Origin of the sequence: Pseudoalteromonas phenolica (genome assembly GCF_001444405.1) — a bacterium.
Lineage (GTDB): Bacteria > Pseudomonadota > Gammaproteobacteria > Enterobacterales > Alteromonadaceae > Pseudoalteromonas > Pseudoalteromonas phenolica.
The window spans coordinates 3,311,759-3,325,710 of the sequence record NZ_CP013187.1; the positions used below are offsets into that span (position 1 = coordinate 3,311,759).

The 13,952-nt window shown below is 42.4% G+C and carries 14 protein-coding genes; 4 read left to right on the plus strand and 10 right to left on the minus strand.

Annotated features, from left to right (window positions below; all coding sequences use genetic code 11):
- Positions 1–66 precede the first annotated feature (66 nt).
- The 8 genes from fdx to trmJ all read right to left on the minus strand — a co-directional run bounded on the left by fdx (position 67) and on the right by trmJ (position 6,465).
- Positions 67–405 carry an ISC system 2Fe-2S type ferredoxin gene (fdx, locus tag PP2015_RS14865; protein ID WP_058031045.1) on the minus strand — a complete coding sequence of 113 codons (339 nt, stop codon included), beginning with the start codon at positions 403–405 and terminating at the stop codon, positions 67–69.
- 3 nt (positions 406–408) lie between these two features.
- On the minus strand, positions 409–2,271 hold the full coding sequence (gene hscA, locus PP2015_RS14870; RefSeq protein ID WP_058031046.1) for a Fe-S protein assembly chaperone HscA: 1,863 nt from the start codon (positions 2,269–2,271) through the stop codon (positions 409–411).
- 167 nt (positions 2,272–2,438) lie between these two features.
- On the minus strand, positions 2,439–2,963 hold the full coding sequence (gene hscB / locus PP2015_RS14875) for a co-chaperone HscB (RefSeq protein ID WP_058031047.1): 525 nt from the start codon (positions 2,961–2,963) through the stop codon (positions 2,439–2,441).
- Between the two features lie 99 nt (positions 2,964–3,062).
- A complete protein-coding gene (iscA, locus tag PP2015_RS14880; protein ID WP_058031048.1) occupies positions 3,063–3,386 on the minus strand; it encodes an iron-sulfur cluster assembly protein IscA in 324 nt (107 codons plus the stop codon).
- Positions 3,387–3,397: 11 nt separating this feature from the next.
- Complete coding sequence (iscU, locus tag PP2015_RS14885) at positions 3,398–3,781, minus strand: Fe-S cluster assembly scaffold IscU (RefSeq protein ID WP_058031049.1); 384 nt, start codon at positions 3,779–3,781, stop codon at positions 3,398–3,400.
- Positions 3,782–3,824: 43 nt separating this feature from the next.
- Positions 3,825–5,039, minus strand: coding sequence for an IscS subfamily cysteine desulfurase (locus PP2015_RS14890; protein WP_058031050.1), 1,215 nt, complete (start codon positions 5,037–5,039; stop codon positions 3,825–3,827).
- Positions 5,040–5,062: 23 nt separating this feature from the next.
- Complete coding sequence (iscR, locus tag PP2015_RS14895) at positions 5,063–5,554, minus strand: Fe-S cluster assembly transcriptional regulator IscR (RefSeq protein WP_058031051.1); 492 nt, start codon at positions 5,552–5,554, stop codon at positions 5,063–5,065.
- Positions 5,555–5,736: 182 nt separating this feature from the next.
- Positions 5,737–6,465 carry a tRNA (cytosine(32)/uridine(32)-2'-O)-methyltransferase TrmJ gene (trmJ, locus tag PP2015_RS14900; RefSeq protein WP_058031052.1) on the minus strand — a complete coding sequence of 243 codons (729 nt, stop codon included), beginning with the start codon at positions 6,463–6,465 and terminating at the stop codon, positions 5,737–5,739.
- A 245-nt stretch (positions 6,466–6,710) separates the two neighbouring features.
- On the opposite strand from trmJ, the gene suhB reads away from it, so the two are divergent.
- Positions 6,711–7,514 (plus strand): inositol-1-monophosphatase, encoded by an 804-nt coding sequence (gene suhB, locus PP2015_RS14905; protein ID WP_058031053.1) that lies wholly within the window; start codon positions 6,711–6,713, stop codon positions 7,512–7,514.
- A 64-nt stretch (positions 7,515–7,578) separates the two neighbouring features.
- Here the strand turns inward: suhB and PP2015_RS14910 are convergent, their stop codons facing one another.
- Positions 7,579–8,394 carry a substrate-binding periplasmic protein gene (locus tag PP2015_RS14910; RefSeq protein WP_058031054.1) on the minus strand — a complete coding sequence of 272 codons (816 nt, stop codon included), beginning with the start codon at positions 8,392–8,394 and terminating at the stop codon, positions 7,579–7,581.
- Positions 8,395–8,460: 66 nt separating this feature from the next.
- A complete protein-coding gene (locus PP2015_RS14915) occupies positions 8,461–10,218 on the minus strand; it encodes a GGDEF domain-containing protein (RefSeq protein WP_058031667.1) in 1,758 nt (585 codons plus the stop codon).
- A 183-nt stretch (positions 10,219–10,401) separates the two neighbouring features.
- On the opposite strand from PP2015_RS14915, the gene gmk reads away from it, so the two are divergent.
- From gmk to spoT, 3 genes are all read left to right on the plus strand, one after another.
- A complete protein-coding gene (gmk, locus tag PP2015_RS14920) occupies positions 10,402–11,025 on the plus strand; it encodes a guanylate kinase (RefSeq protein WP_058031055.1) in 624 nt (207 codons plus the stop codon).
- 102 nt (positions 11,026–11,127) lie between these two features.
- The gene (gene rpoZ, locus PP2015_RS14925; protein ID WP_058031056.1) at positions 11,128–11,403 is read left to right on the plus strand and encodes a DNA-directed RNA polymerase subunit omega; all 276 of its coding nucleotides are present in this window, start codon (positions 11,128–11,130) and stop codon (positions 11,401–11,403) included.
- A 422-nt stretch (positions 11,404–11,825) separates the two neighbouring features.
- A complete protein-coding gene (spoT, locus tag PP2015_RS14930) occupies positions 11,826–13,946 on the plus strand; it encodes a bifunctional GTP diphosphokinase/guanosine-3',5'-bis pyrophosphate 3'-pyrophosphohydrolase (protein WP_058031057.1) in 2,121 nt (706 codons plus the stop codon).
- Positions 13,947–13,952: the final 6 nt, after the last annotated feature.

Genomic DNA, 13,952 nt, shown 5'->3' on the forward strand with positions numbered 1-13,952 from the left:
TTTTTGCCTTGCTATCGAACAGTTTTACTTGCCTCAAAATAGATCGCTTAATTAGGAGGATTGGTATTAGTGATCTTCATTCACAATGTTCAGGTTGTATTTTGGAATTTCTACAACCAAGTCTTCATCGTTGATGATTGCCTGACAACCTAGACGTGATTCAGGCTCTAAACCCCATGCTTTGTCTAGCATATCATCTTCTAGCTCGTCACTCTCTTCTAGTGAGTCAAAACCTTCACGGATCACCACGTGACAGGTTGTACATGCACATGACTTTTCACAAGCATGAGGAATTGAAATACCATTTTTTAAAGCAACATCCAGTACAGTTTGACCTGTCTTTGCTTCAATTGCCGCGCCTTCTGGGCAAAGCTCTTCATGGGGTAAGAAAATAATCTGTGGCATTACTTATACCTCGTCTACAGACTGCCCAGTAAGGGCTTGTTTAATTGACATATCCATACGGCGCGAAGCAAATTCACTACTTGCCGTATCTACAGCTTCAATGGCCGTTTTAATCTCATCTGGTGAAGTCGCAGTTTCACGTAAATCAGCCAGCTTTTGCATTTCACTGCGAAGGGCTGCTAACTCGTCATCATTTAATAGCTGGCTATCAGTTGATAAAGAAGCTTCTAACGCCTCTAATACTCGCAGCGCTTCAACTTGTTGCTCTTTCAACATACGTGCTTGCATATCTTCTTTGGCATTGCTCATTGAATCTTTAAGCATTTGCGCAACTTGATCGTCAGACAAACCAAATGACGGCTTAACTTGGATCTCAGCTTGCACGCCCGTTGATTTCTCCATCGCTGAAACGCTCAACAGACCGTCTGCATCCACTTTAAAGGTGACGCGAATATGCGCTGCACCAGCTGCCATTGCTGGAATACCTTTTAAGCTAAATTTAGCCAGTGAACGACAGTCATCTACCAGTTCACGTTCGCCTTGCAATACATGCAATGACATGGCCGTTTGACCATCTTTGAACGTGGTAAACTCTTGCGCACGTGCTACTGGAATCGTGGTGTTGCGCGGAATGATTTTCTCAACCAGTCCGCCCATGGTTTCTAGACCTAGAGACAGTGGTAATACATCTAACAGTAACATGTCTGAATCTGGCTTGTTACCGACTAGAATATCTGCCTGGATCGCAGCACCGATTGCAACCACGCGATCTGGGTCGATAGAAGTCAGTGGCTTTTTATCAAAGAACACTTCAACTTGCTCACGGATAACTGGCATACGGGTTGAACCACCCACCATAACAACTTGCAAGATTTCTTCATGCGATACATCAGCATCTTTTACCGCACGGCGACAAGCACGTAATGTCTTTTTCACTAACGGCATCACCATTTCGGCAAACTGAGCGCGTGTTACTGTCACTGTGTGAGATGTATCACGTAGCTCTAAACCAACATTAAAGGTTTCATAGCTAGATAGCGCTTCTTTACAAGCTTTGGCTTTATTGATGAATAAACGCAGCTCTGAATTATTTAAATCATTAATTTGCGTTTGTTCTTTAAAATGTGCGACAAGTGCAGAGTCAAAGTCATCACCACCTAAGCTTGAGTCACCGCCCGTTGCTAAAACTTCAAATACACCTTGGTTTAAACGTAAGATAGAGATATCAAATGTACCGCCACCTAAATCGTAAACGGCGATCACGCCTTCTTGTCCTGAATCTAAACCATAAGCAACGGCAGCAGCTGTTGGTTCGTTCAATAAACGTAGAACATTTAGACCGGCAAGTTCTGCAGCATCTTTGGTGCTTTGACGCTGTGCATCATCAAAGTATGCTGGTACTGTGATCACTGCCCCTTTAATGTCTTCACCTGCAAAGCTGGCTATTGCACGATCTTTAAGTGACTTTAAAATCTCTGCTGATGCCTGTACTGGGTTAATTGCACCCACTACAGTATTAATGGCTAAGCTGCCATTATTTTCAACGAACTCATAAGGCAGTTGCCCATAACTTTGTTCAATCTCAGCTTGAGACTTGCCTAAGAAGCGCTTTACTGAAATTAACGTGTTAGTCGGGTCTTCTGCTGATGCCGCAGCGGCAACTTGACCCACGGTGATCTTATCAGCTTCGTAGCGAACCACTGATGGCAACATCGCTGAGCCATCAAAATCGGTTAGGGTTTTGGCTTCGCCACTTTGTACCGTCGCAACCAATGAGTTTGTGGTACCAAGGTCAATGCCAATAGCTAGCTTATGTTCATGAGGTGCCGCGCTCTGCCCCGGCTCAGCAATTTGCAATAGTGCCATAGTGCTCTACGTTTTTAGGTTCGTGTCTATACTCTTCTTACTTAAAGCTGCAGCGGTGTTGACGGCACTCGCTCCACCCTATCGCATAGAAAATCTATGCTCATGGGATTTCACTCGATTGCGCCTACTTGCAACGACAAATAGTTTGAGTATTAAACCAATTTGGTTTAGTCGAATAAACTGTCTTCTATGCGCGCTAATTCATCACGCAATTTGTATACAAATTTTAGCTTTCGAATATTATCAGCTGCAGCGTCTAACTGTGCATCGTCATCACTGCTTAATTGCGATGCGAGTTGTGCTGAATATTGTGTATCAAGTAGCTTAATTTCTTGTTCAAAATCTTCAATAGCCGCTTCAGGATCATTACTCTGCGGAAGATCTTCTAGCGCTTCTCGCAGTTCCATTTGCTGCATTAAGAACATCGGGTCTTGTAAAGTCTGCTGTTCGGCGCGAATGTCTTTGCCTTTTTCACTCAACATATACTCAGCACGTTTCACTGGGTGTTTTAACACCGCTAATGCATCGTTGATCTCTGCGGCTTTTTGAACAGCCAGCAGTTTTTCGCGTTCACTTTTTCCGGCATATCGGTCTGGGTGAACAATGCGTTGTAATTCTAAATAGCGGGTATTAATGGCATTTAGATCAACATCATATGAAACGGGAATATCAAACAATTCAAAGTAATGCATTAGGTTAACTCATTCTAAAGCGCTAAAATTATTATGCTAAATGATATTATACAACAAAGCCCTACCAAGGCAGGGCTTTGTTAACAACAGCAAGGTCAGTTACACTGTAAAACTTTCGCCGCAGCCACATTCGTCTTTTTGATTCGGGTTGGTAAACTTAAACCCTTCGTTTAGACCTTCTTTCGTGTAATCAAGCTCTGTACCGTCAAGGTAAACCATGCTTTTCGCATCAATGATGACTTTAACACCATTATGCTCATACACTTCATCACCTTCGTCTAACTCGTCTACGAACTCTAATACGTAAGCTAAGCCCGAACAGCCTGTCGTTTTAATACCTAAACGAAGACCGATGCCTTTGCCACGATTAGCTAAGAATGTCTGAACGCGATTAGCTGCCGCGTCAGTTAATGTTACTGCCATGCCGCTCTCTCTTATTTAGCTTGTTTGCTTTTGTAATCTGCAATTGCAGCTTGAATCGCATCTTCAGCTAGAATTGAGCAGTGAATTTTTACCGGTGGTAATTCTAGCTCAGCAGAAATATCTGTGTTTTTGATTTCAGAAGCTTCGTCTAGTGTTTTGCCTTTCACCCACTCAGTTACCAGTGAAGATGATGCAATCGCACTACCACAACCATAAGTTTTGAACTTAGCATCTTCAATAACGCCTTCTTCAGACACTTTGATCTGCAGCTTCATCACGTCACCACATGCAGGTGCACCCACCATGCCTGTTGCAACGCTTGGATCGTTTTTATCTAGAGCACCTACGTTTCTTGGGTTCTCTACGTGATCAATTACTTTATCACTGTACGCCATAATTCTTTCCTCGCTACCCGCTATAAACTTGCTACACGTTAAATTAGTGGTGAGTCCACTCAACGCTATCTAAATCAATACCTTCTTGGTGCATCTCCCAAAGTGGAGACATTTCACGAAGACGGCCAATTGAGTTTTTAAGTAACTCAACCGTGTAATCAATCTCTTCTTCAGTCGTGAATCGACCGATGCTGAAACGAATTGAGCTATGTGCTAGCTCGTCATTACGACCTAGCGCACGTAATACATACGATGGCTCAAGACTTGCTGAAGTACATGCAGAACCAGAAGATACCGCGATGTCTTTTACAGCCATTAGTAATGACTCACCTTCAACAAAGTTGAAGCTGATGTTTGAAATACCAGGCACTGATTGCTCAATCGCGCCGTTGAAATACACTTCATCCATGCTCATCAAGCCATCAATTAAACGCTTGCGAAGCGTGCTGATGTGCGCATGGTCTTTTTCGAAATCTTGCTTGGCAACACGGAAAGCAGTACCCATACCAACAATTTGGTGAGTCGCTAACGTACCAGAGCGCATACCACGCTCATGACCACCACCGTGCATTTGTGCTTCTAGACGAGCACGTGGCTTACGACGAACATAAAGTGCACCAATGCCTTTCGGACCGTAGATTTTGTGCGCAGAGAAAGACATGAAATCAACTTTTAGTTCTTGTAAGTCGATTTTTACTTTACCCGCACTTTGCGCTGCATCTACGTGGAACATGATCTTGCGCTCACGACACATCTCACCGATGGTCGTAATATCTTGAATAACACCTAGCTCATTGTTCACGTGCATTACGCTCACAAGTACTGTGTCATCTCGCATTGCTGCTTCTAATTTTTTAAGGTCAAGTAAACCGTTTTCTTCAACTTCTAAGTAAGTTGCTTCAAACCCTTGACGCTCTAATTCACGGAATGTATCTAAAACGGCTTTGTGCTCAGTTTTAACCGTGATGATGTGCTTGCCTTTCTTCTTATTGAAGTTAGCAGCGCCTTTAATTGCTAGGTTATTTGATTCCGTCGCGCCTGAAGTGAAAACAATTTCACGCGGATCTGCATTAATTAAATCAGCGATATCGTTACGCGCTTGGTCCACTAGCTCTTCGGCCTGCCAACCAAAACGGTGTGAACGTGATGCTGGGTTACCAAAATTGCCATCCATAGTCAGACATTGCATCATTTCATCTGCAACGCGCTGATCAACCGGAGTGGTTGCTGCATAATCTAGGTATATCGGTAATTTCATTGGTTTCTCCGCTTGACGCCAACTTAAAGTTGACAGCTCACTTGAATGTTATCTAGTTGCTTTATGGCAGTTTTAACAGCGCTATCTTGACGAGAAGCAACTGACTGCACATCAGATTTGGCGACTAACTCAGCTAGGGAAATATTATTTAAAAACTCAGCAATACGCTCACTTAGATCAGACCATAGTGTGTGAGTTAAACAACGCATGCCGTTCTGACAACCGCCGCCTTCACCGTGACAACGGGTTGCATCAACTGACTCGTCGACTGCATTAATCACATCACCTACAGAGATAGTTTGCGAATCTCGGCCAAGTAAATAGCCGCCGCCCGGTCCACGCACAGAGCTCACTAAGCCATGTTTACGTAAACGAGCAAATAATTGTTCTAGGTAAGATAATGATATTTCTTGTCTTTCAGAAATATCAGCTAAAGGAACTGGGCCAACATCGGCGTGCAAAGCAACATCGAGCATCGCTGTGACTGCGTATCTGCCTTTAGATGTTAGTTTCATTATTGCCCCCTCAGCGTTTTATCAGGTGGTGAATTTTAATTACCTGACTAGGATAGTCAAGTATTACTCACTACACTTACCACTAAAGTAACAAGTGCAATACCTGAGTAATTTACTCAAGTACTGCTCATTGTAATTACCCGACTAAATTAGTCAAGTATTAAACAAAAAATAATCAGGGGTTATTTATTGCCTGTAGACTTGTTAATTGAAGTCAAAATACCGCGTAAAATATTAAGCTCTTGATTTTCTGGACGGGCGCGATTAAACAGACGCTTTAGCTTGGTCATTACCATGCCTGGATGCTGCTTGATGATGAAGCCGGTTTCTTTCAATGTGCTTTCTAAGTGCTCGTAGAAAAGCTCCATTTGCTGCGAGCTTGGGTAAACTGTGTCGTCTTCTTCTACTGGCTTGTCTTGCTTATCTAAAAACGCCATACGCGTTTCATAGGTAAGGGTTTGGACAGCCATCGCAAGGTTTAATGAACTATATTCAGGATTTGCAGGAATACATACGTGGTAGTTACAAAGTTGCAGTTCTTCATTAGTCAAGCCACTGTTTTCACGACCGAAAACTAAAGCTACAGGGCCGCTTTCAGATCCATCAACCAATTTTTGAGCACACTCTCTTGGCTCTACCATTGGCCAAGACAAAGTACGTGAGCGAGCACTTGTACCAATTGTTAGTGAACAGTCAGCAATGGCTTCTTCTAACTTGCTCACAGTTACGCTATTACCTAGTACATCAGTTGCACCAGCTGCGAGGGCACTGGCATGGCTATCCACCTCACAAGCCGGGTCAACTAAATATAGTTTTGATAGCCCCATAGTTTTCATTGCGCGTGCAACTGAACCAATATTGCCTGAATGAGAGGTGTTAACTAACACAATACGAATATCTTCTAATGCCATTTCACTAAGCCTATACGACGAAAATTGATAATTGGCTAAGTTTACCACAGCCTATTTCAGCCACTCAAAAATCTTCGTTTATATTTTTTAATAGCAATTTCAATGCGGTTAAAAAAACAACAGATTTATTTTGTTTTTTGGGTTTACTTTAAAGTAAAAATCGCTAGAATACGCCGTCCTGTGCTTACTGTATTGTCGGTGGGCAACGAATTTATACTGTTCTTTTACAACCCAAAGGTAATGCTATGCATCCAATGTTAAACATTGCGGTACGCGCTGCGCGTAATGCAGGTAAAGTGATCTTACGTGCAAGTGAAGATTTATCACGTGTTGAAGCCCAACAAAAAGGCAGCAACGACTTTGTTACTAACGTAGATAAAGACGCGGAAGCTATCATCCGTGAAACGATTTTAAAAGCGTATCCAGAACACTCAATCGTGGGTGAAGAGCTAGGTGTTACCGAGGGTAAAGATGCTGACTATCAGTGGATCATCGATCCATTAGATGGCACAACTAACTTCATCAAAGGCATTCCTCATTATGCCGTTTCAATCGCACTTAAAGTTAAAGGTCGCCTAGACCAAGCTGTTATCTACGACCCAGTACGTAGTGAGTTATTCACAGCTTCTCGCGGTCAAGGTGCACAACTAAACAGCATGCGTCTTCGCGTAGCTAAAAACAACGAAATCGCAGGTACTGTGTTAGCGACGGGTTTCCCATTCAAGCAAAAGCATCACATTGATGCATACACTGATGCATTCAAAGCTTTATTTGTTCACACAGCTGATATTCGTCGTGCTGGTTCTGCAGCATTAGATATGGCTTATGTTGCAGCAGGTCGTATTGATGGTTTCTTCGAAATCGGTCTTAAGCCTTGGGACACAGCAGCAGGTGAGCTACTTATCAAAGAAGCTGGCGGTATGATCACAGATTTTGCTGGCGGTACTAACTACACGAAGAGTGGAAACATCGTGTGTGGTTCCCCAAAACTTTGCCAACAAATCGTAAAAGAAATTCGTCCGACATTAACTGAGTCATTACTTAAGTAATGGCCATGTATGTTTGACTTAAAAAAGGAGCCGATGGCTCCTTTTTTGTTTTACTGAATGTTCCTTATTCAGCATTAAAATACGGGTTTTTCAACTTAATCGCCTTATCAGGCTGATACATAGATAACCGCGCTAGATCTTTTTCAAAATAACGCGAAAATAACGCATCAAATTCACCGCTATTTTTTAACTTATTCAATCCACGCTTTAGGTCATCTGCCAATTGTGGCTTTGCTTTATTTACGAAGAAATAAAATGCTGTGGGATATTCCAAATATACATTCGGTAATAACACAAATTTATCTGGGTTTTCTTCAAGCTCAGAGTTCACTTCAATGAAAGAACGAGGGAAGTAGTCGACTCTACCTGCAGCTAATAATTTAAACATAGCTTGATAGTTAGAGAGTGGTTTTATCGGCAGGTTATGAAAAGCCAATATTTTAGTATCAGGCCAGTCATGCCCTTGTACAGCAGTAAATGCTTTCAATTGCTCAATACTGCTAAGTTCAGCGAACTGTGCAAGACGTTCTTTTTTCACCATGATCGCCCGCTTACCTATGTAGCCTTTAAATAAAGGCACAGGAATGGCTATTGCGATTTGCTCACGATCAGGGCTGGTCATACTCCAATGTAAGTCAACTTTTCCTGACGAGAGTGCCATCAAAGTACGCTGTTGATGAGGATGAACTGTGACATGCTCGTAGTCGTAAGTGGCGTCTGCAGCTTTTAACGCTTTATCGAGCAACTCATAAAGGTAATGATCTCGCTCATAAAGCTTTCTTGGCTCTTTCGCGACTTTTATAGTTTCAATTTCTTTTGCCTGAAGCTGAAAAGAAGCACAAACACTTATAATAATGAAAAAATTGATGAGTCTCTGCATATAGTGGGCTCCCACTCATTTTATTCTAAGCTACCCAAAATAGAGCCATGACTCAAGTATTTCTGATTAAGAAACAATCGCCACTGTTGGTCGACGCTTATTCGCCACAAATAAATAGCTGTTGCGATAACGTTTGGCTTCCTTCTTGGCATCCGTTGCCAGCGCCGCTACCTGATGACTATTGTGACAGCTGTCAACATGCGGTGACACAAGACCAATGGACAGTGTGAGCAAAGGCACAAACTGCTGCTGCCCTTCTCGGTTTGTAGCCCAGTAGCCACCTGCTTTTACATGCTCATGGGTAAAATAGCTTTTAGACTTTAATTCAAACTCATTGATAATTTCTCGGCAAAGTGGCTCAGCGTCATCGCCATCGAATACCACCATGAAGTCATCACCTCCGATATGTCCCACAAATCCAGAAAAACCAATACAACATTCACTTATCACTTCAGCGAGCAGTTTTATCACTCCATCACCACTGGCATAGCCATACAAGTCATTAAACTGCTTGAAGTGATTTAAATCGATATACGCCAAGGTGAAGTCTTGTTTATTTAACAGTCGCTGTTCTATGGCTTCGTTTATTGCAACATTACCAGGCAACATAGTGAGCGGGTTTGCATGCTGTGCATTGCGAATTTTTTCTTCGGTAATGTGTTTTAAAATTGCTCTAAGTGGTACCAAGCCTAAATACTTTCCGCCTTGTGTTACCACTATGTGGCGACGAATATCAAAGTCTTGCTCTGTAATTAACTGACTCACCTCATCAAGTTGAGACTGCTCATCTACAATTAAAGGTTGTTTGTCCATGAGAGAAGCTAAAGGCTTTTTAGCATACAAAGCGTGACCATAAGGCGCAGCAAAAACTTCTGTTAATTGATCTCGGTGAAGTAAACCCATTGGCATTTGCTGCTCATCAACGACAGCGAGACTCATCAGCTGTTTGTCTTTTTCAAACACGCGATGTACATCTTGGCATAATACGCCATTTAACACAGCTGGAGTGACATGCGTTAATTCGCCAATTGTTTTAACTAAACCTCGATGCATCACATTTCCTTGTGCTTGGCTCGACTCTTTTAAAGTATTTGGATAGGCATTCAATGGCACAGCTGAGGGCCGTGCAATTAAAAAACCTTGCGCATTGGTAATTCCCAACTGTGTGATTAAAGCTAATTCTTCAGCGCGTTCAATACCCTCAGCAATAACAGCTGTACGCGTTGCCTTAGCAAGTTCAATAATTGACTTTAAAAACTCACGTTTAACTAAGCTTTGATCGCAATGATCAATAAAGTAGCGGTCGATCTTTACAAAGTCAGGTTGTAACTCTGACCACTGCTTTAACCCAGAGTAACCCGCCCCTAAGTCATCAATAGCAATGTTAAAGCCTAATTTACGGTAATGGCCGATGGTTTTAAGCAACAAAAAGCCGTCATCTACTTTGTCTTGCTCTGTCACTTCAATTACAACTTGGTTGGCCTGTAACCCATATTGTTGAATAAGCTGAAGAGTTTCACCTCTAGGGTGATTTGGGTCTAGTAGTGTATTTGGGCTGACATTTAGAAACAATTTGCCCGATAGGTTCAGTTCAGCAAAACGCTCAATCGCCTTCTCACGGCATAATAGCTCTAATTCAGAGAGCCTATTAAAACGCTGTGCTGCTGAAAATAAGGCGTTTGGTGATTCTAATTCAGATCCTTCAGGGCCTCGACTTAATGCCTCAAAACCCAAAATAGTTTGCCGCGCAACATCGCAAATTGGTTGAAATAAGGGCTCCACCAAACGTTCGTCTAAAATTGTTTGTAAACTCTGCGCGTCAATTTTAAACGCCTCTATGCGACCACTCTCCACTGCAGATCACCAAAACAGAAACAGTATCCGATTATTTTACAACCGCTGTATGACAATTTTATTGCGTTCGAAATCTGTTCTAGCTAATTAAACTGGCAGGGTTTAAAATGTGCTTTTAGAAACCAAATCACGTTTCAAGCCACAGATTTAATTATGACATCACAAACTCGCGGTAATTTATTTATTCTTTCAGCGCCTTCTGGTGCGGGAAAATCAAGCCTAATCAAAGCACTGTTAGAGAAACATGCTGATATTAAAGTGTCAGTTTCTCACACTACCCGTAGTCCTCGTCCAGGTGAAAACAATGGTGAGCACTATCACTTTGTTAGTGTAGATGAATTTAAAGCCTTAATTGATCAAGGTGACTTTTTTGAGTGGGCACAAGTTTTCGAAAACTACTATGGCACTTCAAAAGCGGCGATAGAGTCTCAACTTGAGCAAGGCATTGATGTGTTTTTAGATATTGATTGGCAAGGCGCGCGCCAAGTTCGTGAATTAATGCCATCAGTAAAAACGGTCTTTATTTTACCGCCGTCGCAAGCCGAACTTGAAAATCGCTTAAACAACCGTGGACAGGATTCTCAAGAAGTAATTGCAGGGCGCATGGCGGAAGCAAAATCAGAAAGCTCGCACTATGATGAGTTCGATTATGTATTAGTAAATGATGATTTTGATACAGCTCTAATGCAACTTGAGCATATTGTCATGGCTGCTCGCCTTGAACTGGATGCACAAAAACACCGTCATCAAAGTTTAATTGCTGAGTTATTGGCTTAATCTCTCTCATTTAAACAAGATAAATTTTTAACCACCTATTGGAGAATTGGTTTGCATCAAGTAAACTTACCAATTCGACATGAATAACTTTGGAGTGCTTCGATGGCTCGCGTAACTGTAGAAGATGCAGTAGATAAAATTGGTAACCGTTTTGACTTAATCCTAGTAGCGGCGCGTCGCGCTCGTCAGATCTCTGTAGGTGGTAAAGATCCTATGGTTGATGCTGAAAACGATAAGCCAACTGTAATCGCCCTACGTGAGATCGAACAAGGACTTGTGAACAACTCGTCTCTTGATATGATCGATCGTGAAGAGCAACAAAACCAAGAAGCTGCAGAGCTTGCTGCGGTTGCTGCAATTGTTGGCGGTAACAGCTAAAATCCCCTGCACTTCATACTCAAAGCCAGCTTTAACGCTGGCTTTGTTGTTTTTAGTGGTCAATAACAAATATTAGCCTGAACTTTGGTTAAGAGATTTACTAGCATATTGATATTGCAATAATAAATATCATTTAATCTGCAGACGGAGACTTTTAAGGGTAACACCGCTCACGCGTCCTGCTATCGCCAAGGTACCTACATCCATGCAGGCAAGGCGAATTTGCGCGTCAATAGCGAGCCTATTGCAAGTGAATTCAACGCTGTTAGCGTTGAAAGTAGCCTCTGGAGATAGATTTATTACCCAGAGTTCAGGTTAATTACTCACCGTAGACATAAAAGTCACAGCTAGCCATTGGTTTCTCTGATAATTCATCGTATATTCATAGCATCATATTACTTCACTGGAACATTGGAGTGTGAATGTATCTTTTTGAAGGCCTGAAGCAAAAGATCTCAGAATACCTTTCCCCCGCTGACGTAGAACTGGTTCAAAAAGCCTACGTGGTGGCGCGTGAAGCCCATGAAGGGCAAACTCGCTCTAGTGGCGAGCCGTATATCACTCACCCAGTTGAAGTGACACAAATTCTTGCCAGCATGCGTTTAGACCATGAAACTCTTATGGCTGCACTCATGCATGATGTGATTGAAGACACTGATTTTAGCAAGCAAGATCTTGCTGAGATTTTTGGCAATACTGTCGCGGAGCTTGTCGAGGGTGTAAGTAAGTTAGATAAACTCAGCTTTAAAGATAAAAAAGAATTCCAAGCTGAAAACTATCGCAAAATGATCATGGCGATGACGCAAGATATCCGCGTTATTCTGATTAAGCTTGCCGACAGAACGCATAATATGCGCACGCTTGGCGCACTTCGCCCAGATAAGCGTCGTCGCATCGCCCGCGAAACGTTAGAAATCTTTGCGCCTATTGCTAATCGCCTTGGTATTCATGACATTAAAAATGAATTAGAAGACTTAGGTTTTCAGGCGCTTTACCCAATGCGTCATCGCGCTCTAAAATCAGAAGTCGCAAAAGCTCGTGGTAATCGTAAAGAAGTGATCAGCAATATTCAAAATGAGATCAAATCTCGCCTTGAAGAAGCTGGTATTCAAGCAAATGTCAGTGGCCGTGAAAAACACTTGTATAGCATATATCGTAAAATGCTTAATAAAGAACTGATGTTCAATGAAGTTATGGACATTTATGCTTTCCGTATTGCTGTTGATAACCTTGATACTTGTTACCGTGTACTCGGTGTAGCACATAACTTATATAAGCCAATCGAAACACGCTTCAAAGATTACATTGCCGTACCAAAAACCAATGGTTATCAGTCACTGCATACTTCGCTTGTTGGCCCACATGGTATTCCTGTCGAGATCCAAATTCGTACCCACGATATGGATCAAATGGCTGACAAAGGGGTTGCTGCGCATTGGATGTATAAAAAGGCTGGCGACAGTGCGGGTCACACTGCACAGCAGCGTGCTCGTCAGTGGATGCAGAGCTTACTTGAATTACAACAGAGCGCGGGTTCATCATTTGAATTCGTTGAAAACGTTAAGACTGAACTATTCCCAGAAGAAATTTATGTCTTCACGCCAGACGGCCGCATTGTAGAACTCCCAATGGGTGCGACTGCCGTCGACTTCGCTTATGCGGTACACACAGATGTCGGTAACACCTGTGTAGGCGCGCGTGTAAATCGTAAACCTTATCCGCTCAGCAAAGCGCTCGATACAGGTCAAACCGTAGAAGTGATTACAAGCTCTGGCGCTCACCCTAACGCCACTTGGTTAAATTTTATTGTTACAGGTAAAGCGCGCTTAGGTGTTCGCAACTATCTGAAGAGCCAACGAGAAGAAGAGGCCCTAGAGTTAGGCCGTCGCTTACTCGATTCTGCCCTTGGCGAATATCAATTAAGTGACATTTCGCAAGAACAAATTGACCGTGTACTAGCAGAGCACAAGCTTTCAACCATGCTTGAACTACTTGTTGAAATTGGTTGTGGCAATATCATGAGTGTGCTGATTGCCAAGCGCTTATTGCAAAATGATGATCTTGACGAAGATGATGGCAGTATTGAACACTTAGCTAAAAAGGCAAAAGCTGCGATCATAGGTACAGAAGGCATGCTAGTTAACTACATGAAATGCTGTCGTCCAGTACCAGGTGATGCCATCACCGCTTATGTGAGCCAAGGTAAGGGCCTAAACGTTCATCGCCAAGAGTGTAAAAACATTAAAGGCTGGGAAAGTGAACGTTCGAAATATTTCGTCGTAAAATGGGATGACAACCCAGAGAAAGAATATATTGCAGGTCTTAGAGTTGAAATCATCAACCACCAAGGTACGCTTGCAAAATTAACCAGTGTAGTGGCAAGTACCAACGCAAATATCGTCGAAATTGCCACTGACGAAAAAGAAAGTAACTTATATATTATTGATTTAGGTATCACGGTTAAAGACCGTGTTCACGTCGCGGATGTGATGCGTAAGATCAGGGTGATGCCTGATGTTCAACGTGTATACCGTAAAAAGTAGGATTAT

Excerpts from the sequence above, each read along its gene's own strand:
- fdx (WP_058031045.1), bottom strand. The coding sequence starts at position 405 with ATGCCACAGATTATTTTCTTACCCCATGAAGAGCTTTGCCCAGAAGGC.
- hscA (WP_058031046.1), bottom strand. The coding sequence starts at position 2,271 with ATGGCACTATTGCAAATTGCTGAGCCGGGGCAGAGCGCGGCACCTCAT.
- hscB (WP_058031047.1), bottom strand. The coding sequence starts at position 2,963 with ATGCATTACTTTGAATTGTTTGATATTCCCGTTTCATATGATGTTGAT.
- iscA (WP_058031048.1), bottom strand. The coding sequence starts at position 3,386 with ATGGCAGTAACATTAACTGACGCGGCAGCTAATCGCGTTCAGACATTC.
- iscU (WP_058031049.1), bottom strand. The coding sequence starts at position 3,781 with ATGGCGTACAGTGATAAAGTAATTGATCACGTAGAGAACCCAAGAAAC.
- PP2015_RS14890 (WP_058031050.1), bottom strand. The coding sequence starts at position 5,039 with ATGAAATTACCGATATACCTAGATTATGCAGCAACCACTCCGGTTGAT.
- iscR (WP_058031051.1), bottom strand. The coding sequence starts at position 5,554 with ATGAAACTAACATCTAAAGGCAGATACGCAGTCACAGCGATGCTCGAT.
- trmJ (WP_058031052.1), bottom strand. The coding sequence starts at position 6,465 with ATGGCATTAGAAGATATTCGTATTGTGTTAGTTAACACCTCTCATTCA.
- suhB (WP_058031053.1), top strand. The coding sequence starts at position 6,711 with ATGCATCCAATGTTAAACATTGCGGTACGCGCTGCGCGTAATGCAGGT.
- PP2015_RS14910 (WP_058031054.1), bottom strand. The coding sequence starts at position 8,394 with ATGCAGAGACTCATCAATTTTTTCATTATTATAAGTGTTTGTGCTTCT.
- gmk (WP_058031055.1), top strand. The coding sequence starts at position 10,402 with ATGACATCACAAACTCGCGGTAATTTATTTATTCTTTCAGCGCCTTCT.
- rpoZ (WP_058031056.1), top strand. The coding sequence starts at position 11,128 with ATGGCTCGCGTAACTGTAGAAGATGCAGTAGATAAAATTGGTAACCGT.
- spoT (WP_058031057.1), top strand. The coding sequence starts at position 11,826 with ATGTATCTTTTTGAAGGCCTGAAGCAAAAGATCTCAGAATACCTTTCC.